General features: G+C 60.4%; 14 protein-coding genes. 10 read left to right on the top strand and 4 right to left on the bottom strand.

The features are described from left to right. Nucleotide 1: 1 nt before the first annotated feature. From H1B37_RS34110 to H1B37_RS26570, 5 genes are all read left to right on the top strand, one after another. Nucleotides 2-493 carry a tyrosine-type recombinase/integrase gene (locus tag H1B37_RS34110; protein WP_286178219.1) on the top strand — a complete coding sequence of 164 codons (492 nt, stop codon included), beginning with the start codon at nt 2-4 and terminating at the stop codon, nt 491-493. 545 nt (nt 494-1,038) lie between these two features. Then, nucleotides 1,039-1,602 carry a sigma-70 family RNA polymerase sigma factor gene (locus tag H1B37_RS26585; RefSeq protein WP_353620926.1) on the top strand — a complete coding sequence of 188 codons (564 nt, stop codon included), beginning with the start codon at nt 1,039-1,041 and terminating at the stop codon, nt 1,600-1,602. Further along, nucleotides 1,599-3,260 carry a LamG-like jellyroll fold domain-containing protein gene (locus tag H1B37_RS26580; protein WP_182870304.1) on the top strand — a complete coding sequence of 554 codons (1,662 nt, stop codon included), beginning with the start codon at nt 1,599-1,601 and terminating at the stop codon, nt 3,258-3,260. Before H1B37_RS26585 ends, H1B37_RS26580 begins: the two co-directional genes overlap by 4 nt. 10 nt (nt 3,261-3,270) lie before the next feature. Further along, nucleotides 3,271-6,300 carry a PSD1 and planctomycete cytochrome C domain-containing protein gene (locus H1B37_RS26575; protein ID WP_286178218.1) on the top strand — a complete coding sequence of 1,010 codons (3,030 nt, stop codon included), beginning with the start codon at nt 3,271-3,273 and terminating at the stop codon, nt 6,298-6,300. 351 nt (nt 6,301-6,651) lie between these two features. Beyond that, the gene (locus H1B37_RS26570) at nt 6,652-8,058 is read left to right on the top strand and encodes a DUF1501 domain-containing protein (protein WP_182870303.1); all 1,407 of its coding nucleotides are present in this window, start codon (nt 6,652-6,654) and stop codon (nt 8,056-8,058) included. Nucleotides 8,059-8,457: 399 nt separating this feature from the next. On the opposite strand, the gene H1B37_RS26565 is transcribed toward H1B37_RS26570, so the two are convergent. After that, nucleotides 8,458-11,055: a sodium:solute symporter family protein gene (locus tag H1B37_RS26565; RefSeq protein ID WP_182870302.1), complete on the bottom strand. Its 2,598-nt coding sequence runs from the start codon at nt 11,053-11,055 to the stop codon at nt 8,458-8,460. Nucleotides 11,056-11,114: 59 nt separating this feature from the next. Between H1B37_RS26565 and H1B37_RS26560 the strand changes: the two genes are divergently transcribed. From H1B37_RS26560 to H1B37_RS26550, 3 genes are all read left to right on the top strand, one after another. Further along, entirely contained in the window at nt 11,115-11,777 is a 663-nt protein-coding gene (locus H1B37_RS26560; protein WP_182870301.1) for a Uma2 family endonuclease, read from the top strand. Between the two features lie 417 nt (nt 11,778-12,194). After that, nucleotides 12,195-13,337 carry a glycosyltransferase family 4 protein gene (locus H1B37_RS26555; protein ID WP_182870300.1) on the top strand — a complete coding sequence of 381 codons (1,143 nt, stop codon included), beginning with the start codon at nt 12,195-12,197 and terminating at the stop codon, nt 13,335-13,337. A gap of 337 nt (nt 13,338-13,674) precedes the next feature. After that, nucleotides 13,675-14,460, top strand: coding sequence for a class I SAM-dependent methyltransferase (locus tag H1B37_RS26550; RefSeq protein ID WP_182870299.1), 786 nt, complete (start codon nt 13,675-13,677; stop codon nt 14,458-14,460). A 106-nt stretch (nt 14,461-14,566) separates the two neighbouring features. Here the strand turns inward: H1B37_RS26550 and H1B37_RS26545 are convergent, their stop codons facing one another. Beyond that, a complete protein-coding gene (locus tag H1B37_RS26545; RefSeq protein ID WP_286178217.1) occupies nt 14,567-15,889 on the bottom strand; it encodes a glycosyltransferase family 4 protein in 1,323 nt (440 codons plus the stop codon). Between the two features lie 290 nt (nt 15,890-16,179). Here H1B37_RS26545 and H1B37_RS26540 point away from each other — a divergent pair, with 290 nt between their 5' ends. Next, complete coding sequence (locus H1B37_RS26540; protein ID WP_182870298.1) at nt 16,180-17,241, top strand: ROK family protein; 1,062 nt, start codon at nt 16,180-16,182, stop codon at nt 17,239-17,241. Beyond that, complete coding sequence (gene lepA / locus H1B37_RS26535; RefSeq protein WP_182870297.1) at nt 17,238-19,037, top strand: translation elongation factor 4; 1,800 nt, start codon at nt 17,238-17,240, stop codon at nt 19,035-19,037. The genes H1B37_RS26540 and lepA overlap by 4 nt, the downstream gene beginning before the upstream one ends. A 112-nt stretch (nt 19,038-19,149) precedes the next feature. Here the strand turns inward: lepA and H1B37_RS26530 are convergent, their stop codons facing one another. Together H1B37_RS26530 and H1B37_RS26525 are read right to left on the bottom strand one after the other, a co-directional pair. Then, a complete protein-coding gene (locus H1B37_RS26530) occupies nt 19,150-20,559 on the bottom strand; it encodes an O-antigen ligase family protein (RefSeq protein WP_182870296.1) in 1,410 nt (469 codons plus the stop codon). 421 nt (nt 20,560-20,980) lie between these two features. After that, nucleotides 20,981-22,303 (bottom strand): replication-associated recombination protein A, encoded by a 1,323-nt coding sequence (locus tag H1B37_RS26525; RefSeq protein WP_286178215.1) that lies wholly within the window; start codon nt 22,301-22,303, stop codon nt 20,981-20,983. Between the last annotated feature and the right edge of the window lie 42 nt (nt 22,304-22,345).

The raw sequence follows: 22,345 nt of genomic DNA, 5'->3' as shown, positions 1-22,345 counted from the left end.
ACTGAAACGCATCACGTCGCACGCGTTTCGTCACAGTTTCGCGACTCATCTGTTGAAAGACAACACGGACATACGGGTCGTGCAAGAACTGCTGGGGCACAAAGACGTCTCAACGACGATGATCTATCTGCATTGCCTGAATGATGCGGAAAAGGAGGTCGTTAGCCCGCTCGATCGGCTGCAGGAGAGGGAAGAAACGGGCAGCGGTACGGCGAAGATGGAAGCAATCGATCCTCCGACCGCTGAGCCGCCTCGGGCCGGCGATGTGGAGCCCTCAAGGCTGGACGATTCGGTGGGCTGCGAGACGCATGATGGAGGCTCGGTGGGAAACGTTGCGTCATTGTTTCTACCTGAAAATGAGCCGCCCGGTAAGCGAACGGGGAATGTTTCAAGTGGGGCACGAGCGATGGTCGGAGCGATCCGGGCGTCCTTGCGCAGGATGCTTCACCGGCCCCGGGGTCATGGATTCTTCGCGCGGCTTGTCAAGCATTGACGTGATCGTCGGCGTGCGAGGCGTGGTGGGTGCGGCAGGCGATGGTGAGAGGGTGGGCAGAATGATTCCGGGCAGAACGATGGGGCTGGCGACCGGGGATGATGGGGTGGTTGGTGTTGGGGCGGGGGGCTGTGGGAATTGAATAGGCCCACCGATGGCAGCGCGATCCCACGGATTTGATGCGGGCTGGGATCCGTGGGTTCGCGCTGCTATCCGTAGGGAATCACCTTCCTAAGATTCAGCGCGGCGAGAAGAGAATGGCGAAGCTCCGTGGTGATCAACGACTGAAAAAATGCTCGCCCGCCGGAAGGAGGAGGCAATGCGCTTGTGTGTAGGCTGTTTGTAGGCGTCGATTTTTTACTTGATGCTTGTGGGGAGAGCGGTTTTTGGGGATCGTTCGGCCAGGGGATCGGGTGGCCGCGGGGCGGCCAGGGGAACAGCTGGGGACAGCGGTTCTACAATGCGGGGACGTGGTTTTAGGGAAGAATTGTTTCGATTCTTGTTAACCTGTGGGGATTTGGCGGCATTTAGCTACCATGGACCCCGTGAACTTGCCTCCCGCCGACGATTCCGCCGATCCCAACCCGCTGGGCGATTCCGCTTTCGTGGCACTGCTGACCGAATGCCAGCTGCCTTTGCGGCTGTACATCAGTGCGCTGCTGCCTGGCGACCCGGCCGCCGGCGATGTGATCCAGCAGGCGAACGCGAAAATCTGGGAAAAACGCGGTGATTTCGAAGCCGGGACCAATTTCAAAGCCTGGGCGATGGCCGTCGCACGGTTCGAGGTCCTGAATCATCGCAAACGCCAAGCCCGCGACAGTCGACTGCGGTTCTCGGACGAATTGGAAGAGACGATCGCGACGGAATTGGCCGAGGTCGACGACGACTTCGAAGAGCGGCAAGCGGCCCTCCGCGAGTGCATGCAGTCGCTCAAGCCGGCCAGCCGCGACCTGCTGATGCGCCGCTACGCCTCACAGCAATCCCTGGCCGAATTTGCCGACCAACTCGGCCGCTCGGTCGGCGGCATCAAAGTGACCCTTCACCGGCTGCGCACCTCGCTGGGCGATTGTATCCAGCGGCGACTGGCCGCTACGGGAGATCGCCAATGACTCCGAATGAACAAGCCACATTGTTGGATGCACTGCTGGACGGTGACATCAGCGAAGCCGATTTCCTGAGACTGGAAGCCGAGTTGATCGTCGATCCGGAGGTCCGCAAGGCGTACTACCGGCGTCTGGAAATGGATCTGTTGCTGGCCGAACTGGCGTCGGAAGAACAACGTCCATCGCCCGATCGCTCCGCTGCCGCGACGGATCGACAGTCTGGTCGCCTGCGCCGCTGGGCCGGTGTCCTGGTCGCGATCGCGGCCGCGTTGGTCTTCATCGTCGCGATGCTTCCTAGCGCCGCAGATCGCGAGACCGCGGAGCGGGACAATGAAAACTCGCCCGCGCAAATCCGCTCGGAAAACGAACCTTCGGCAACGGGATTTGCGGTCTTGAGCGGCCAGACCGATGCGGTCTGGGATGGTGCCCCGATCGACAACGGCGGACTGTTGCCGCAAGGTGAACTGCACCTCGTTTCCGGTCTGGTTCACGTCGAATTGTTCAGCGGCGTGCAAATGGTGATCCGCGGCGATGCGGTGTTTTCAATCGATTCGCCGATGCAAGTCAGTATGCAGCGAGGCAGCGCACGGGCGCACGTGCCCGAGCCCGCTCAAGGGTTCCGTTTGAAAACCGGCGCCGGCGAAGTCATCGATCTGGGCACCGAGTTCGCGGTCGAAGTCGACGAGATGCGTTCGAGCGTGAAAGTGGTCGACGGTGAAGTGGAGTTGCGGCCGAGTGATTCCGGCACCCGGCGGCTGCGTGTCGGCGAAGGCGTCGAGCTGGCTGCCGATGGCACGGTGACCCGAGAGTCGGTCGACGACATCGCGTTGGTCGGACCGGCCGCGTTTCAAGACGCGTTGGCCCGGCGTCAATCGGGCCACTTTCGCCAGTGGCAGCTGGCCACCGAAATGCTTCGCAACGATCCGCGGCTGATGGCGCACTACTTGGTCGATCCCAACCAAGGCTGGTCGCGACAACTGGTCAATCGGGCCTCGGCCGCGAGCCGAGTCAACGGCACCGCGATCGCCGGTGACGGCGCGGTGGTCGCAGCGACTCGCACCCAAGACCGCTGGGGCCGCGACGGCGGTGCGCTGGATTTCAGCCGCATGGGCAGCCGGGTCCGCGTCGTCGTCCCCGGTGAACATCGCGGGTTGACGCTGATGTGCTGGGTCAAAATCAACAGCCTGGACCGCTGGTACAACTCGCTGTTCCTGACCGACGGTCACGAAGAACGCGAGCCGCATTGGCAGATCATGAATGACGGCCGAATGTTCTTCTCGGTCAAACCACCGAACATGGACGATTGGACGCAAGAAGAACGCGAGCGCCAAGTGTTTTACTCGCCGCCGTTCTGGGACCCTTCGATGAGCGGCCAGTGGACGATGCTGGCAACGGTTTACGACGTCGATCAGAAACTGGTGACGCACTATGTCAACGGAGAACCGATCAGCCGCCAATCGGTCCCCGAAGCGTTGCTTGTCGATTCGATCAAGATCGGCTCCGCGTCGATCTGCAATTGGAGCCAGCCGATGTATCGCAGCGATGCGACGTTTGTCGTCCGCAACTTGAACGGCAGTGTGGACGAGTTCGCGCTTTTCTCCGGCGCGCTTTCTGCTACCGAAATTTTAAACCTGTATCACGTTGGAAACCCGAATGAGCGATAGGGACACCGGAATGAAATTGAATCTTTATTGGGGACGAACGAGTGATCGCCGCAACGGGGTCGGTGGTGGCGGTTTTCTGTCACGGGCGGCGGGGATGGGTGCTGGGGCCGCTCGCTTACGCTTGCTGGTGGTAGGGGCCGCTCGCTTACGCTTGCCGCTGGCAGGGATGGTATTGTTGATGGCGGGGATGGTTCGGGCGGATGAACCGGCCGCGGCGGAATGGGACGCGGATCCGGAGATCGCGGCCGAACGCGAATTCACGCTCAAGGTCCTGCCGCTGCTGACGGACAAATGCTTGGGATGTCACGGCGGAGAAGAAGACGACATCAAGGGCGACTTCAGCGTCGTTAGCCGTGACGACTTGCTGCGCGGCGGCGAGTCGGAAGAACCGTCCATCGTTCCGGGGCACCCCGACCAGGGCACGCTGATCGAAGCGATCGCCTGGGAAGGCCTGGAGATGCCGCCCAAGGAAAACGATCGCTTGACGGAGGAACAAGTCGATCTGTTCCGACGTTGGATCAAGAGCGGTGCCCCCTGGCCGGACGAAGAAACGCAACAACGTTACCGCGACGAAGAACGAACCAAGAAAGAAACCAAGGACGGCGTGCTGTTCACCACCAGCGGTGGAACGAGCCAACAATGGACCGATCGCCGCTACCAGAAAGAAGACCTCTGGGCATGGCAGCCGTTGAAGTCCAAGTCGCAGTTGTTGCCCGAAGGCACATCGACCGATGAAGCGATCGACTACTTCGTGGATCAAAAACTGCAGCAGGCAGAGTTGGAACCCGCCCCGCAAGCCGAACCGCGAGACCTGTTGCGTCGCGCGACATTGGATTTGACTGGATTGCCGCCGACGCCCGCCGAAGTCGACGCCTTCGTCAAAGCATGGGACGAAGACGCCGACGCGGCATGGGCCGCGACGATCGATCGGTTGCTGGCCAGCGAGCGTTACGGTGAACGCTGGGGACGCCACTGGTTGGACGTCACCCGCTATGCCGACACCGGTGGGATGTCGAACGATTTCGAGCGTTCCAACATGTGGCGTTATCGTGATTACGTGATCCGGTCCTTCAACGAGGACAAACCGTACAACGAGTTCATCGTCGAACAGCTGGCCGGAGATGAATTGGCCGATCAATCGGTTCGAGCCCGCAGCGGCGGGGACGAAAACGTCGTCCAGGAAACGCGATTAAACGGCGACTACACGGCTGAAGAAGCCGAGTGGCTGGTCGCGACCGGCTTCCTGCGACTGGGCCCGTGGGACAACGCGATGATCGACGCCGACGAGGCGCGACAAATCTACTTGGACGACCTGGTCAACATCACCGGCCAAACATTCCTGTCGACGACGATGCGTTGCTGCAAGTGCCACGACCACAAATTCGATCCGATTCCGACCCGCGACTACTACCGCATGTACGCGGCGTTTTCGACCACGCACATGGCCGAACGGAACGTGCCGTTGTTGCCGGAGGAATCGACCGAAGGCTTCGAAAGCGGACGCGAGCACGTCCAAAAGATGTTGGACTTTGCCGTCTCGGAAAAAAAGAAGCTGGTTGATAAACGCGAAGCCGCGGCCAAAAAATGGTTCGACGAACACGGCTTGCCCTACAAGAACGAAAACGAACGCAAGAACCTGCCGGACGAAGAGAAGCCTGAACGACACGTCGGTTTGGATTATGTCGAGCAAGGCCAATTGAAGGTCCGCGAGCAAGACGAGTGGATTTGGAATCGCCGTCTGGAACGCTACAAACCGATGGCTCAGAGCGTTTACAACGCTGCCTACGCCGAAATGGCGTGGAACGGGGCTCGCAAGCTGCGGATCGGGAAACCGAAGAAGGACACCAAGACGGTCGTCAACCATATCCTGGTCGGCGGTGCGTTGACGGCACTCGGCGACAAGGTTTTGCCGGGCGTGTTGAGCGCGGTCGCATTGCCGGCTCCGACATCAACCGATTCCGCTGACCGCGAGGACCCGTTCCTGTTGACCCAGGACGTCGACGGACGTCGGTTGGGATTGGCCCAGTGGATCGCGCATCCGGACAACGCCTTGGCACAGCGTTCGATCGTCAATCGAATCTGGCAGTACCATTTCGGCGTCGGTTTGGCCGCCAACGGGAACAACTTTGGTGCCAAGGGCGACAAGCCTTCGCACCCCGAACTGCTGGATTTCCTGGCCTCGGACTTCATCGAGAACGGTTGGACGATCAAACGCATGCATCGCATGATCATGCTGTCGGACGCCTACCGCCGATCCACGGTCCCGACCGCCGGCGATCGTCTGGAAGAAGTCGACCCGAACAACCGATTGCTGTCGCATTTCCCACGCCGTCGGTTGAGTGCGGAGGAACTACGCGACTGCGTGCTGGCGATCACCGGTGAATTGCGTCATTGCGAAGGTGGTGTTCCGATCAAGCCGGAAATCAACATGGAGGTGGCGTTGCAACCGAGAATGATTCAGTTCTCGCTGGCCCCGTCCTACCAACCGTCGCCTGAGGCCGACCAGCGGAACCGACGAACGATCTATGCCTATCACGTCCGCGGGATGGCTGATCCGTTCACCGAACTGTTCAACCAACCGAACCCGAACGAGTCGTGTGAGTTGCGAGAATCCGCCTCGGTGACGCCGCAAGTGTTCACATTGATGAACAGTGCGACGATGACCGACCGTTCGATCGCCTTCGCACTGCGGCTGGAAAAGGAACGCGATGAGCTTTCCGAGCAGATCGATCGGGCGTTTCGATTGACGTTTGGACGCGGCGTATCGGAAGATGAGCAACAACAACTGACGCGTTACGTGAACGAGATGCAGGCCTATCACCGGTCGGTCGACCCGGCTCCGGTCGAGTATCCGAGCAGCATCACGCGTTCGCTGGTGGAAGAGTTTTCGGGCAAGGTGTTCGAATACGAAGAGATTTTGCCGGTGTTTGAACACTACCAGTACGATCAAAAAGCCGCCGATGTGTCTCCCGAGACGCGGGCGCTGGCGGACATGTGTCTGCTGTTATGGAACACGAACGAGTTTATGTATGTCGAGTAAAAATGCCAGCACGTAGCGTGAGCCAGTGGCTCGTGGAGTTTGCGGCATCACGGGCCGGTCGCTGACCGGCCTGTTGATTTAGTCGAAATGAAACAGCTAACGATTAGCCGATGGGCGCTAGCCCCGGTTTTGCGGCGGCGAGAACCGCGGCTAGCGCCGTGCGGCTGATTAGATCAACAGGCCGTGACGCGTCCCGCTGGCATCGCAATTGTTCTCCCAGGCTCTGCCCGGGAGCGAATTTGATTCCCAACCGCCCCTCCCCTCGCTTCGCTCGCCCCTCCCTGCCAGGGAGCGTGAGTTTTGAAACACACCCCAATCACGATCGAACTTTATTCACAGGGACAAACTCAGATGACTGCCAACCTTAATCGTCGCGACGCGTTGTTCGGACTCGGTGCCTCCCTGGGGTCGGTTGCCTTTTCGGCGATGCTACAAGGCGAAGACGCCGCGCAAGCTTCCGCCGGCACTTCACCGCTGTCGCCCAAGCCGCCGATGATGCCGGCCAAGGCCAAGAACGTCATCATGTTGTTCATGGAAGGCGGACCGGGGCAGATGGACACGTTTGACCCCAAGCCGGAATTGACGCGACTGCACAAGAGCGAGTCAAAGCTGAAGGCGGGCCAGGAACAGGGGTTCAAGTTCTTCGTCGGCAGCCCGTTCGGGTTCAACAAGGTCGGTGACACCGGCATCGAGATGTGTGACCAGTGGAAGTACTTGTCAGATCCTTACGTCGCGAACGAACTGTGCAACTATCGCGGGTGCCAAGCCGAATCGCTCAACCACCCCGAAGCGTTGTTCCACATGAACACCGGCAGCCGCTTGGGCGGCGACCCGGCGGTCGGTGCCTGGGCGACGTACGGCTTGGGGACGGAGAATCAGAATCTGCCGGGCTACGTCGTGATGACCGAACTGGCGTTGCCGCAGGGCGGTCCGACGAACTGGAGCAACGGTTTTTTGCCGCCGTACTACCAAGGCACGCGTCTGCGTCCGGAAGGATCGCCGATCCTGGATCTCGCACCCCAAGATTTCAAATCGCGCGATCACCAGCGACGGGCACTCGATGAACTGGCGCGGCTGAACAAGGCGCATTTGGATTCGCTCGGTGCGGCGGATCAGAAACTGAGTGCCCGGATGCAAAGCTATGAGCTGGCGTTCCGCATGCAGACTGAAGTTCCCGGCGTGATCGATTTGAGCAAGGAGTCGCAGGACACGATCTCGATGTACGGGATGGATGAACCGGAAACCGAGACCTTTGGACGCCAGTGCCTGATGGCCCGACGGTTGGTCGAAAGCGGTGTTCGATTCGTCCAGATCTTCAGCGGCGGATGGGACAGCCACGATTACCTGGAACGCGGCCACTCGTCTCGGATCAAGAGTGTCGACAAGCCGATGGCGGCGTTGATTCGCGACCTGAAGCAGCGCGGCATGCTGGAAGACACGTTGGTGATCTGGACGGGAGAGTTCGGCCGCACGCCGGACAACAACAAGCGTGGCGGCGTGTACTCGCTCGGACGCGGTCACAACAATATGGCGATGACGATGCTGATGGCCGGCGGCGGCGTGAAACCGGGCGTCGTCGGCGGGACGGACGAACTGGGTTCGTCGGCGGTCGAGTGCGTGCACCCGATTCGCGATTTCCACGTGACGCTGTTGCATCTGTTGGGACTGGACGACAACAAGCTGACCTACTTCCACGGCGGCCGCTTCAAACAGCTCAGCCAATTCGGCGGCGAAGTGATTCCGGAGCTGATCGCGTGAGGTGACGCGTGTCGGGCAGGCTTTTACGGCCTGACGTATCCGCCTCCCTTCCTTGGGCTGCGCAAACACGCAGGTCACATTTGGGGGCCGTTGCGGAAATCGGGTAAGAAGATTTTTGGGGTAAGAAAATATTGAGATGCAGCCTGCCTTGGAGAGGGGCAATTTCCCCACCTCCAAAATTTTCCTACCTCTCCACCAATCCATGGTGTTCTTTCGAGTCGATGGAAGTCACGGCAGGGACGGCAGAATGATTCGGGGCAGAATGATGGGGTGCGCGTGGGCTGGTGCGTCACGCGGCAGAAGCGTTGTGTGGCGGGAGCCAAACTGATCAGTGGGCTCCGTGGCGGGGCCTTGGAACGAGGAGTTGGAGGGCAGCGTATGGAATGACAGGCTGGAAGCCTATCCCACGGATCGATTCAAGGTGTGGATCGTCAGCCCGGCCAGATCGTTTTTACTTTGTGGCAGGAGCAGGCTGGCGCCGTAGCCGGCGACGACACAGGTGCTGATCCCGGTTGCCGTGTACAGGTATCCGCTGAGCGGCGTGAATCGCCACAGGCAGAACATGACCGACGCGCCCAGCAGGGCGCCGATCATCGCACCGCTACCGTTGGCCCGCGTCGTCAACGCGCCTAAGATGAACAGTCCGCCGAGCACGCCCATGAACAACCCGATCACGGCGATGAAGGTGTCGAACAACGATTTGATGTTCGGGTCGACAAAGATCAGCCCCAGCAGCGTGCCGGCAACGCCCATCAGAAACGTCAACACGCGGGCGGCGGTCAGGTAACCGGCTTCGCTGCTGCAAACCTGTTGCGGTCTCAGGAAGTCGGTGACGATCGCCGTGGCGGTCGAATTCATGCTGGTCGATACGGTGGACTGTGCGGCGGCGAAGACGCCGGCGACGATCAACCCGGCCAACCCGATCGGCATCTCACGGGCGATGAACAGCGGAAAAACTTGGTCGGTGGTGATCGTCGGATCCAGTTTTTCGGGATGCGATTGGTAGAACGCAAACAACGCAACGCCGATCCCAAAAAACAAAATCGTCGCGGGAATCGTCAACACCGCATTGGTCCAGATCGATCGTGCCGCCAATCGCTGCGTCTCGGTCGTCATGTATCGTTGCACGACCGCTTGGTCGGCGGTGTAGGAAGACAGGTTTTGCCCGATCGCACCGATGATGACCACCCACAACGCGGTGCGACCCGACGTCGCGTCGAAATGCAAGTTGGCGACATTGACCTTGTCCGCCTGGGTCACCGACTCGACGAACCCTCCGAATCCGCCTTCGCATCCCGACACCAACAACACGATTGCGACCACGGCCCCGCCGAGCAAGACCACGGTTTGGATCGTGTCGGTCCAGATCACCGCTTCGACGCCCCCCATCGTGCAGTACAGGATGCTCAGGATGCCCATCAGCAGCACGGATTGAGAGGGGGTCAGCGGCGTGGCGACCGCCAGCGCCAGCCCCGTCAGCGACATCACGACGGCCATGCGAAACAAATGGAACAGTGCAAAGCTGGCGCTGCCGAACATCCGCACCCGGCGGCTGAAACGCTTTTCCAAGTACTCGTACGCGCTCGTCGCATCGATGCGCCGAAAGAACGGCAGGGCCACGAAAACGGCCACCACCGCGACCACCGGGATCATGAAGTTGCCGATCGCGTACACACAATCCTGGGCGAAGGCTTTGGAGGGGACTCCGGTAAAGGTCAGCGAGCTGAGCATCGTCGCAAAGATGCTGCACCCGGCGGCCCACCAGGGGATCTTCTTTCCGCCGCGAAAGTAGTCGTCGGTGTTCTTGTTCTTGTTGGCAAAGTAGACGCCCACGCCGACCATCGCGATCAGGTAACCGAACAACACGACATAGTTCAAACCGCCGAAGCCATGCGTGGACGTGACCGGCGTCACGCGATACACGCCCGGTGTCCGGACCCGCGGGCGGACTTCGCCACTGGCGACGACGATCGAATCGTCAAACGTGACCGCGATCGTTGTGACCTGGTTGATCGGCGTCGGCCCGGCGCTGGTCCACGTGTCGGTGATGGTGTGGTAGGCCAGAGCCTGGCGGATAAAACCTGGATGTTCGTCCTGGAGTTCGTCGGCGCGGCCGAACAGTTCGCCGTCGTCGCCGCCGAGTACAAACAGGTGACTTTGGCCATACCCGATTGCCGTCCCGGCCATCACGCTGCGCGGTGCGTCGCTGCGTTTTCGCCACGATTGAGTCGATGGCGAATACTCCCACGTGTCTTTCAAAAACTCGGTCTGATCACCCTCCTGGCGACGACCACTGATGACATACACACAGTTTTCGAACCCGTTGTGCTGACTGACGGTCAGGTTCAGTGCCCGTGTCTTCCCCGGGCAATCGGGAAGCGATCGCCACTGAAAAGATTCAGGGGAATCCTTTTGTGACAGATCGAGCGACCAAAGCTGGTTCATGGCCGACGACAGTGCCGAATCACTTTGCCCGCCGGCGACGTAGACCACGCTGCCGATGATCGTCGCCGCACCAAAGGCGAACGGTGTCGGCAACGGGGGATAGTCGATCGTTTCGATCTGTTTGGATCGTGGATTGTAGCGCAGCAAAAAACAGTCGCGAAACGTTTGCTCGGAATCGCTGCCGCCCAGGCACAGCACGCCGTCGGGCGTCGAAACGGCGGCCCCGTAGGCGAGCGGCCGGGGCAACGTTCCGGCTTCGGTCCAGTGCAACGTTCCCTTGTCCTTGGTGGCCACAAACACGCGGTCGTGCCAGACTTTTTCGTTCTCCCAGACCGGCGTGGGAAAGTTGGCTCCACCTGCAATGATCAACACTTCGTCGCTCGCTTGCGGGTCCGCGGCGGCGATCGAGTGGACGCCGACGAACGGGCCGGCAAACCCCAGGGCGTCCGGAATGGCCGGCAGTTCCTCCCACTTCAATTGAACCGCGTCTTCGCCAGGCAGGGGCAGAGGGAAGGTGAACAGGAAGAGCAAAACTGCGGCAATGCGATTCATTCGATTGGCAAATTTGGCGGGTCGCGTGATAAACTGTGGGCGAGGAGAGTACCACGAAAATGCTTGACGAATCCAATCTCGAATCAATTTTTGCGAGCCCCGAGCTGCCGAAAATCGCCGAAGTGCTCAATTCGAAATTGGCCGCCGAGCGAAAGGCGCGCGATGCGTTCCGGCGCGAGTTGACGCCCAGCGTGAAGGCAGAGTTTATCGCCGCAGAAGTGGTGATGCATTCACCGGCCAAGGTAAAGCACCTGAGAGTGACAGGGCGACTGTTCACTTTGTTGCGTTTCTACGCGCACCAGAAGGTTCTCGGCGAAGTCTTTTCCGAAAAAACGTTGATCTGCCTGACCCGCAACGATTACGAACCCGACCTCGTTTTCTTTGGCAAAGACAAAGCCGCGACCTTCGGCCCCGACCACATGCAATTTCCGGCGCCGGATTTTGTCGTCGAGGTGTTATCCGAGAGCACCGTGTCGCGCGACCGGGGTGTCAAGTTCCAGGACTACGCCCGGCACGGCATCGCCGAGTACAGGATCATCGATTGCGACGAAAAGACGATCGAGCAGTACGTTCTGCGGGAAGGCAAAAGTGGTTACCATCTGGCCCAAAAACTGGCCGGCGGATCGATCGAGTCGCGGGTGGTCGATGGATTCGCGATTCCCGTCGCTGCGGTCTTTGAGGACGAAGCGAATGCGGCGGCCCTGGCTCAGCTTTGCGATTAGAAGCGCCCCGCGAGAGAGACTTCGAGCCTCGTCGAACCGGACGTCTGTCTGTTCAGCGGTTGTGGAAGCGGGTAAGAAGATTTCGGAGGTAAGAAAATGATGAACGACAACATCAATTCGATTGAGCAAGTCTTCATACCTCCAAGATCTTTCTCCCTCTCCCGGTTGCGACCGCTGCCGATCCAATCGGTGGGAATCGGGGGCGGGATGGCAGAATGATTCGGGGCTGAATGTTGGGGCGGCAGGTCGTGCTGGCGTTCGGTTCCGATCGTCCGATGGGCTTGGAACAGACGCCTTGCGTTGATGCTAGCAAACTGCGAACGCATCCCCGAAACTCTCTTTCACGCCCAGCCTGATTTTGGTACAGGCACTCGATGAAGGTTTCTTTCGGCGAAAAGTTTGCGGGCAGCATCCAAAATGAGAGTCTTGTACGAGGGCGCGATTTTCCAGATTTTGCGTTGCGGCGGTGTGGCACGCTATTTCACCGAACTGATCCATCATTTGCCGCACGATTGTCAACCGACGGTCGTCGGCCCGGTCGATGAAGCCCCGGAGTTTTGCAATCGGCGAGTCAGCTATCGCGGGGTACAAACCGACCCGCCGGTGTCGTGGCTGAGAAAACTGACGCGTGAGCGAATGCAGCGCCGGATCGGCAAACAATTCGACGCGATTGATGCGGAGATCGAACACTGGACGTATTACAGCGGATTGTGTCGCCGATCGATCCGGCGGGGCGACCGCCCGCTGATCGCAACGGTGTTGGATTTTGTTCACGAGGCCGTTCCGTCGCTCGATCCCTCCGGCAAGCACATCGCGCTCAAACACGCCGCGATTCGAACGGCTGATCACCTGATCTGTATCTCTCAATCGACCCACGACGAACTTTGTGAACGTTTCCCCGACAGTCGCGGCAAGGCGTCCGTGATTCCATTGGGGACGTCGCTTTCAGACGTCACCCCCGCCGCGTTGCCCGAAGCGTTGTCGGACACGCCCTACGTTCTGTTTGTCGGCCGCCGCAACAGTTACAAGAATTTCGAGGTCGTATGGAAGGCTTGGAATCGGCTCGGCGGGGCACTGCCCAAGGAGGCCAAGTTGGTGATGGTCGGACCGCCGATGAAGCGGCGTGAAGCGACTCAGTTGCAATGGCGTGACGACGGATCGGCCATCTTGATTCCCAACGCATCGGACGCGTTGTTGCGCACGCTGTATGAACGCGCCCAGGCGTTTCTGTTTCCGTCCAAAGCGGAAGGTTTCGGATTGCCGTCACTGGAGGCGATGGCGGCAGGAGCGCCCGTGATGGTTTCCGACCTGCCGGTGATGCGTGAAGTGGCCGGTGATTGCGGCTACTACTTCGATCCGGACGATGTGGAGATGGTCGCCCAGATGATCCGTTCGGCATTGACCGACACGTTGCCAAACAAACAGGCGATCATTCAAGCGGGGCGTCGCCGCGCCGCGTCGTTTACATGGCAATCCACCGCACAACGCACCGCCGCGGTTTATCGGGCGGTGTCCGAGCAAACAAAGACGTCGAGTGACAATCGGTTGTGTGTCGCCTAGAAATCTACCGCAGCCTTCTTTTTCGATTGGGCTGGACAGTCGCCGTCCTCTCCGAGGTCGGCGTGGAGCGAAGCTTCGCTTTTTCACGCACGCCGAGTTCGGAGAACACGGCGACTCTTCGAACGTATCGTCAAGGACGCAAATTGAGTTGCTTTAGACAACTAGAGTAATGCCACGATCAAAGATTAGGGTCGCTCGTTCGGTCGGAAACGGGATCAGAAAACGCCTGCTTGCGAAGGCAGTTGCGTTTGGCCGGTGATTCACGACATTTCGACTCCCGATTCGATTCTCTCCTCACGCGTTTCGCTTCTCCTCCTCCTTCAACTGATCAATGACAATGGACTGTTTGATTTGTCGCAACACCTCGGACTCGTTCGCCAGTGCGACGATCATCGGCAAGTACCAGATCGAATACTTTCGCTGTCGCGATTGCCAGTTCATTCAGACCGAAGAACCCTATTGGTTGGAAGAAGCATACCGCCAGGCGATCATCCCGTCGGACGTCGGGTTGATCGCGCGGAACGAACGCCTGTCGCGGGTCATCGACCGATTGCTGCGATACGTGTACCCGCAAGCGTTCTACTGCTTGGACTATGGCGGGGGGTACGGGATGTTCACGCGAATGATGCGTGACCGCGGACACCATTTTTTGCATCGCGATCCGTACTGCCCAAACCTGTTCGCACCGGGGTTGGAGGGCGAACCGTCGGCGGGCGGGTTCGATTTCTTGACGGCATTGGAGGTCTTTGAACACTTCGACAACCCGCACCGGGAATTGCAAGTGCTCGATGCGACCGCCGATCATTGGTTCGTTTCCACCGAACTGGTCCCCGACCCCGCACCGCAACCGGACCAGTGGTGGTACTACGTGTTGGACGGCGGCCAGCACATCAGCCTGTGGTCGAAACGGGCGCTGCAGACGGTGGCGGCGCATTACGGCCGGCAACTCGTCTCGCATCGCGGGATGCATGTTTTCAGCAAGACGAAAATCAATCCGTTCTGGGTCAAGCAGATCTTGCGAGACAAAGCCAGCCGCGTGTTGGATCCGTTCCGCCGTCGACGGTCCTTGTTGCGGGACGATTTTCAACGAGCCGCCGCGGCGACGTTGCATCGCGCGGCTTAGTGGGGCGTCGCAGGTAGCGGAAGCCGCCAAGGCTTTCGGCACCCGACGCGGTTTGCCCGCGGGAGAGCGAAATTCTTGGCGAATTCTGCTACGGGGCGAGGCCCCTCTAACGTCCGATCAGATCCACCAAACCTTGAGCGGCGGCGGCGATCGAGTGCTTCTGCTCGACACCGCGCCGCCCCGCTTCGGCCAGTTCGCGACGGCGATTCGGATCGGCTTTGAGTTCTTCGATTGCGGCGGACAGGGCATCGATGCTGTCCGGCGGGACCAACACGCCACCGCCGGTCGAACGCACCAGTTCGCCGAATGCTCCGTGGTCGGGCATCACGACCGGAGTGCCGGCGGCCAGCGATTCGAGCACGAACAATCCCTTGGGGTCTTCGTACTCGGTCGGCACGCTCAATAGATCGATGTCACGAAGGAAGCGAGCCTTGCCGGCCAGATCGGGGCTGCCGTGATAGGTGAATCGATCGGCCAACCCTGCGTCACGCAGTCGTTTTTCGATGGAGCGCAAGTAGGGTTCGTTTCCGTTGCCGAGCCAACCGGCCGCGTGCAAGGTGACGCCGGGGTCGACCGCGGCGATCCGTTCAAAGGCTTCGACCAGCCGATGCAAACCTTTCTCGGGGGCGATGCGAGCCAGGTAGCCGAGTCGGAATTCGGAGTCGCTTGGGCGTGGTGGGCGATCGTTGGTGGAAAACGGTGAAAGATCGATCGAGAGTGGCGTGACGACGATTTTTTCGTCCGGGATCTCAAACAACGCCCCCATTTTCTGGGCGTAAAACTGGCTGTGGACGCAGAAGTGATCGACGTGCCGGACCAAGTCCGTGCAAAGCTCGATCGCCGCACTGCGAGCTGATTGCGGCAGATGGTCCAAGAAGATATCGTCGCCTTGCAGCATCACCATCAGCTTGGCATCGGGCAACCGCTCGCGTAGCGATGGCAATCCGCCGCCGATCAAAAGATTCGTCAGGATCACGGCCTCGGGTTTCAATTCGTCGGCGATCCAATCGGTCAAACGCTTGAACTCCTGGGCTTGGTTTCCGCCGGCCCCACGTAGCATGGAAATGGACAATGCGCCGAGCTTGGCCGGATCAACGCCGCCGGCACGCCGGGTCGCCCAACGGATCAACGGCGGGAAATCCAACAGGCCGCGAAGCGGGCGGGGCAGGAACCGTAACCAGGGCATCTGTTGCAATAAATAGACATGGATGCCGCCCAGAAAGACCCGCGAGTCGGCAATGCTTTCCTCGTCCGTCCGGATCGGTGTGTAGACCGGTTGCAGGACACAATCGACGCCGATGGCGGCCATCGCGCGGGCGATGGCGTTGTCATGCATGCAACTGCCGCAGAACATTCCGGCGGCACCGGCAGTCAGGTAAACAACTTTCATCAACTCGGGGCCGTCGGAATTGGGAAGAATCTGTGGCAAAACGCTCGTTGTGACTCTAGCGGCACGTTTCTATACTCCGCCCTGGCAGTCGTGATGGACTGCCGATCGCGGTGAATTGCCAACTGCAGTGCACCGGCCGCGGACGTGCCCGCTGATTTTATCCGCCCGATGGCCCCCGCCGTGGTCTCCGCTACCGCTAATCGGGGCTAGCGTCCGTCGGCTGACCATTAGGCTTGAAAAGCCGACGAAATCAACAGGCCACCGACACGGCCCACTCGACGTTCCGGGGTGTCGCACCGGAAAAGTACCTCGCAAGAAAATAACTGACCATGAGTCTTCGTTCTGCCCCAACCCCCGGGAATTCGCCCCAGATCCACCCGATCGAGCAGTCGACCGCGCCGTACTATTGGGGTATCGACATCGGCGGCACCGGCATCAAACTCGGCTTGGTGGACCAGCAGGGCGACACGGTCGCTTATGAGAAGATCCCGACCCGCGAGGGCGAGGGGGCTCCGGCGGCGATGCAGCGGATCGCGGACGTCGTCACCACGGTTGAAAGCGGTCTGGGCGTGGTTGGCAAGGTGCCACACATCGGCTTGGGCGCCCCCGGGCCGATGGATTTGCCGCGTGGGTTGTTGGTCGCACCGCCGCAATTGCCGTCCTGGTGGGGCTTTAACATCGTCGACGCGTTGACCAAACTGCTCGGGCGTCCGATCTCATTCCTCAACGACGCCAACGCGGCCGCGTTCGGAGAATTCTGGATCGGCACCGGACGGGGTTCCCAATCGATGATCCTGTTGACACTCGGCACGGGGGTCGGCGGAGGCATCATTGTCGACGGCGAACTGGTCAACGGGGTGAACAGTTTTGGCAGCGAATGCGGGCACATTCTGGTGGATCCCTCGCCGACGGCACGGTTATGTGTCTGGGGCGGGGGTCGCGGCCAGTTGGAGGCGTATGCCAGTGCCAGCGCCGTGGTCGACCGCACCCGCGACGCCTTGACCGAGGGAGCGGAAAGCTCGCTGAGCGGTTTGCTGGGCGGTAGCAACAGCGAATTGACGGCCAAGAAGGTTTACCAGGCGGCCGCCGAAGGAGACGCGTTGGCGCTGAGGATCATTGACGAAACCGCCGCCTGGTTGGGAATCGGGATCACGTCGCTGGTCCATGCCCTCGATCCGGGCGTGGTGACCCTGGGCGGAGCGATGAACTTCGGCGGCAGCGGCTGCCCGATCGGCCAGCGGTTTTTGTCCGGCATTCGCGACGAGTTCAAGAGCCGGACGTTTGAAAACGTATTCGAAGGCACCTCGATCGCGTTTGCGAGTTTGGGGGCCGACGCGGGGTACCTTGGTTTGGCCGGGTACGCGCGGAAACAGGCAATGAAACAATCATGATCAAACAGATTCGAAACTTCTGCATCATCGCCCACATCGATCACGGCAAAAGCACGCTCGCCGACCGACTGCTGGAGGAAACCGGCACGGTCAGCGTGCGGCAGATGAAAGAGCAGTTGCTGGACGATTTGGAATTGGAACGCCAACGCGGCATCACGATCAAGGCGCGCGCGGTGGTGATGCGTTTTAAACGCGGCAACGTAGAATACGAGTTGAACCTGATCGACACCCCCGGTCACGTCGATTTTCAATACGAAGTGTCGCGATCGCTGGCCTGTTGCGAAGGTGCATTGTTGTTGGTCGACGCCTTTCAGGGTGTCGAGGCACAGACGGTCGCCAACGCCTACGCCGCGATGGAGCATGACTTGCACATCGTCCCGGTCATCAACAAGATCGACCTGACGCACGCCCGCCCGGACGAGGTGGCCGAGGAGATGATGCACTCCTTGGGGACCGACCCGGACGACTGTGTCCGCGTCAGCGCCAAGACGGGGCAAGGCGTCGATTCTCTGGTGGATGCCATCATCGATCGCATCCCCGCTCCGACCGGTGACCCCGATGCCGTGTTGCAAGCGATGGTCTTTGATTCCAACTACGACGACTACCGCGGCGCGATCACCTACGTCCGCGTCATGCAAGGCACGGTCCGCAAGGGGCAAAAGATCCGCTTCCTGCGCGCCGGCACGACGCACGATGTGGTCGAACTGGGCCAGTTCGCACCCCAACGCGTCCCCGCCGAAGAACTGGTCGCCGGCCAGGTCGGCTATCTGATCTGTAACATCAAAAGCATCGGCGATGTGCACATCGGCGACACCGTCAGCATCGCCGGCGACAACGCCGCCCCCGCGCTGCCGGGATACTCGCGTCCCAAACGAATGGTTTACTGCGGGCTGTTCCCCAGCGACGGACAGAACTTTAGCGACCTGCGCGACGCGTTGGAACGACTGGCAGTCAACGACCCCAGTTTCGAATTCGAACCCGAAACCAGCGACGCACTGGGATTTGGGTTCCGCTGCGGATTCCTGGGCTTGCTGCACATGGAGATCATCCAACAGCGGCTGGAAAACGAATCCGACATCGACCTGGTCCAAACCGCCCCCAACGTGACGTATGAGATCGTCAACAAGCGTGGCGAAACGATCACGGTGCACAAACCCCAGGACGTTCCCGATCCCGGCGATATCGAAGAGTTCCGCCAGCCGATCGTCCGCTGCAACATCATCGTCCCGACCGATTACATCGGCGCGGTGATGAAGCTGTGCCAGGAACGACGCGGCATCCAGAAATCACAAGAGTACCTGGGCGCGCAGCGGGCGATGTTGACTTATGACATCCCGCTCGCCGAAGTCGTTTATGACCTGCACGACAAGATCAAAAGCTGCACCCGCGGCTACGGCACGTTGGACTATGAGATGGTCGGGTACGAAGCGGCGGACCTGTGCCGGTTGGACTTCCTGGTCAACGGCAACCGCGTCGATGCATTGAGCATCGTTTGCAACCGTGCCGATGCCGATCGGCGTGGACGCGCGGTCGCAAAGAAACTCAAGAGCGAGATCGACCGACACATGTTCGAAGTCGCGGTCCAGGCCGCTGTCGGCAGTCGCGTGATCGCGCGGGAAACCGTTCCGGCGATGCGAAAGAACGTGACGGCCAAGTGTTACGGCGGCGACATCACGCGGAAACGTAAGCTGTTGCAAAAGCAAAAGGAAGGCAAGAAACGCATGAAGGCGGTCGGCAACGTCGAAATCAGCCAAAAAGCGTTCATGGCCGTGTTGAGCGAAGCCGAGGGCGGCTGATCTGGCGTCATCCCCCCGTAGCGGAACTCGCCAAGAGTTTCGTCCTCCACGGCGAACCCGCATAGACGCCGAAAGCCTGCGCGGCTTCCGCTACTGGACAAGTGGGCTCGAATCAGCTCACGCCCGAGGCGATCGTTTCGCGACGGTCGCCGCGGTGAGCCAGAGCCGGCTTGGCCTGGGCTTCGTCTTTGGCGAACCCGTTTTCATAGACCGCCACGACCACGCCGCCGATGCCCAGTAAAAAGATCTGCACCATCGGGATGATCGTCATGTTGTGGAACATGGCGTTGGGGAAGTAACACGCCAAGATCCCAATCGTCAGCAATCCGATGCGACGTCGGTCCAAAGGCAAGCTGCCGTCGGTTGCCATCCGCCAACCGTAGCCGGCCAGCGTGAGGATCGCCGCCAGGAACAGCCCCAGCCCGATCAATCCCGAATCGACCAGAAAGGCCAAGAACACGTTGTGGTGGCTGTACGCCCGAACGCGTTCCAGCGGCAGCCCATAATCTCGGATGGTGTGGTAGGCATCGTGACGTTGAAAATACTGGCCGTATCCGTGCCCGGTCAGTGGTCTGTCTTTGAACATTTCCCACGCGACGGTTGCCAACAGGGGCCGAAGTTCGACGGACTTGGCAGCGTCGGCGGCGGACAGGGCTTTGTCACGTTTGAACGCCATCAGTTCTTCCTTCAACCCCATCGCCATCGCACCGGCGAGCAACACGGTGGCGGCCAGCCCGATCACGCGGACCCAGCGGGGACTGTGCACCAATCCGACGATGGCGACCGCACCGGCAATCCCCAACCAGCAGCTGCGTGTCAGCGTCGCATATCCGCCGACCAACAGGATCACGCCGATCGCGGCATAGATCGCTTTGTGCCGACGGTCGCTGCCGACGAAACAGGCGGCGACCGCGGCCATCGCCACGCCGATGATGAATCCATTGCCGGCGGGGTTCAACAACGGTCCACGCCCACGGCCTAGAAACATCCAGACCTCGGGATCCAGGATGTGCTTGGGGAACACAAACGCGTGAAAGCCCTTGACCTCACAAACCGCGGTGAAGGAAAGGTAAACGCCCAAACCGATCAGTGCGTGCATCAACCACCGCAGGTCGCGTCGACGAAAGGGTGCGACGCGGGCGACAAAGTAGACGGCGGTCGGCATGAAGATATAGAACAACCAACGCGCGGTCGGATCGACCAGCGTTTCGACCAGATCTCCCCCGCGACTGCGTTGGAACAGGTAGACCACAAACACCAGCAAACAGACATCGATCCGGTTGATCGGCGAGAGCTTCAGTTTGCCGAGCCGCCATTGGATGGCGGCCAACCCGATCAGGAACGCCCACAACATGCGATCCAGGCTGATTTGGATCGGCCCGTCAATGGCCATGAAGGGAGGCCCGAACACGGTGCCGGTCAAGAACAGCAACGTCAACATGCTGGCAAGACGCCCGTCTTTGACGATCGGGACCAGCCAAACGACGGCGGCGAGTGCGAACAGGAGGGCCAGTAAGTTCATCGGACACACGAGTGAAGCGGGCGTTTGACGCTCGGCTGTCCCGGCCGATTCACCATTTGCGCGCAACGAGGGACAACGAAGTCCCAAAACATAGGTGCCAGATGCCCACTGCCCCGCGGAAATTCGACCTCAATCCGGCGCGGCCGAGGGTGCTGTAGAACGTTTACATGGCGCAATGCGAATGACCGCTACGAAGCGTCCTCCCCGTAGCGGAAGCCGCCAAGGCTTTCGATTTCCCCCGGTAGCGGAAGCCGCCAAGGCTTTCGATTTCCCCCCGTAGCGGAAGCCGCCAAGGCTTTCGATTTCGCCTCGTAGCGGAAGCCGCCAAGGCTTTCGGTTTCCCCCCACCCGACGGCTTCGCCGCGGAGGGCGAAACTCTTGGCGAGTTCCGCTACGAGCGCACCGCGGATGAATGGGGCATCTACGGCTTTAGCCGCTTGGCGATCCAGTCCTTGCGTTCGCGGAGTTCGCGTTCGAACCCTCGATCGACCGGGTTGTAATAACGACGGTCGACGCCCAAGTAGTCTTGGGCCGCAATTCCATGGGGACTGTCATGGCTGTAAAGGTACCCTTCGCCGCGCCCCTCGCGTTCGGCCGATGCGGAATGGGAATCGCGCAAGTGTTGGGGGACGGGAACGACCTTTTGCTCGCGCACATCCTTGCGCGCCGTTCCGATCGCCACGGTCGCCGCGTTGCTTTTGGGGGCCAATGCCAAATAGGTCACCGTCTGTGACAACATGAATTCGCTTTCGGGCAACCCGACCCATTCACACGCTTGCATGCATGCGACGGCCATCGGCAGTGCGGCGGGATCGGCGTTGCCGACATCTTCGCTGGCCAGAATCACCAGACGCCGACAGAGGAACCGCAGGTCCTCACCGCCCTCGAGCATGCGTGCGAGCCAGTAGACGGCCGCGTCGGCGTCGCTGCCGCGGATGCTTTTGATCATCGCGCTGATCAGGTCGTAGTGGTCGTCGCCGGTCCCGTCGTAACCTGCGATGCGGGTCCCGATCGACTCGGCCGCCGCGTCTCGGGTCACGTGTGGGGGAGTGTCACCGGAACTGGACACGGCGATCTCCAGTGCCGTCAGTGCCCGCCGCGCGTCGCCCTCGCAAACCTGCGACAGCAACTCGATCGCATCGTCGTCGATCGTCGCCCCGGTGGCGGCCAAACCACGGTCGCGGTCGCTGAGCGCCCGCCGCAACAACTCGGTGATTTCTGCCGGCGAGAGCGTTTGCAATTGAAACACCTGGCTGCGGCTGATCAACGCCCCGTTGACGGCGAAATGCGGATTGCTGGTCGTGGCCCCGATCAGCGACACGATGCCGGCTTCCACGTCGGGCAACAACGCGTCTTGTTGGCTTTTGCTGAAACGATGGATTTCGTCGATGAACAACACCGGCCGGGGCTCGCCGGTGGCCACCAGGTCGGTCGCCCAGGCCAACGCTTCGCGGACTTCCTTGACACCACCGGTGACCGCACTCAAGGGGCGAAAGCGGCTGCCGGTTTCGCTGGCCAACAAATACGCCAGCGTCGTCTTTCCGGTCCCCGGCGGCCCGGACAAAATGACCGAACCCAAACGCCCCGCGTCGACCATCCGACGCAGTAGTTTCCCCGCCCCTAGAATATGCTGCTGGCCGACGTACTCTTTCAGCGTCGCGGGGCGCATCCGCGCGGCCAGCGGTTTGGCGTCATCCAAGAAGTCATCTTCTTGGGCCTGGAACATCGAAGGCGTCTCGGCCATAACGAAATTGATCGGTGCGAGTTTGATTGGGGGCGTGAAGCG

Source organism: Stieleria mannarensis, from assembly GCF_014154935.1.
GTDB lineage: Bacteria > Planctomycetota > Planctomycetia > Pirellulales > Pirellulaceae > Stieleria > Stieleria mannarensis.
This window is presented reverse-complemented; position numbering and strand designations above follow the sequence as displayed.

Coding starts and splice junctions, on each gene's coding strand:
- H1B37_RS26580 (WP_182870304.1), top strand. CDS start 1,599: ATGACTCCGAATGAACAAGCCACATTGTTGGATGCACTGCTGGACGGT.
- H1B37_RS26575 (WP_286178218.1), top strand. CDS start 3,271: ATGAAATTGAATCTTTATTGGGGACGAACGAGTGATCGCCGCAACGGG.
- H1B37_RS26570 (WP_182870303.1), top strand. CDS start 6,652: ATGACTGCCAACCTTAATCGTCGCGACGCGTTGTTCGGACTCGGTGCC.
- H1B37_RS26565 (WP_182870302.1), bottom strand. CDS start 11,055: ATGAATCGCATTGCCGCAGTTTTGCTCTTCCTGTTCACCTTCCCTCTG.
- H1B37_RS26560 (WP_182870301.1), top strand. CDS start 11,115: ATGCTTGACGAATCCAATCTCGAATCAATTTTTGCGAGCCCCGAGCTG.
- H1B37_RS26555 (WP_182870300.1), top strand. CDS start 12,195: ATGAGAGTCTTGTACGAGGGCGCGATTTTCCAGATTTTGCGTTGCGGC.
- H1B37_RS26550 (WP_182870299.1), top strand. CDS start 13,675: ATGGACTGTTTGATTTGTCGCAACACCTCGGACTCGTTCGCCAGTGCG.
- H1B37_RS26540 (WP_182870298.1), top strand. CDS start 16,180: ATGAGTCTTCGTTCTGCCCCAACCCCCGGGAATTCGCCCCAGATCCAC.
- lepA (WP_182870297.1), top strand. CDS start 17,238: ATGATCAAACAGATTCGAAACTTCTGCATCATCGCCCACATCGATCAC.
- H1B37_RS26530 (WP_182870296.1), bottom strand. CDS start 20,559: ATGAACTTACTGGCCCTCCTGTTCGCACTCGCCGCCGTCGTTTGGCTG.
- H1B37_RS26525 (WP_286178215.1), bottom strand. CDS start 22,303: ATGGCCGAGACGCCTTCGATGTTCCAGGCCCAAGAAGATGACTTCTTG.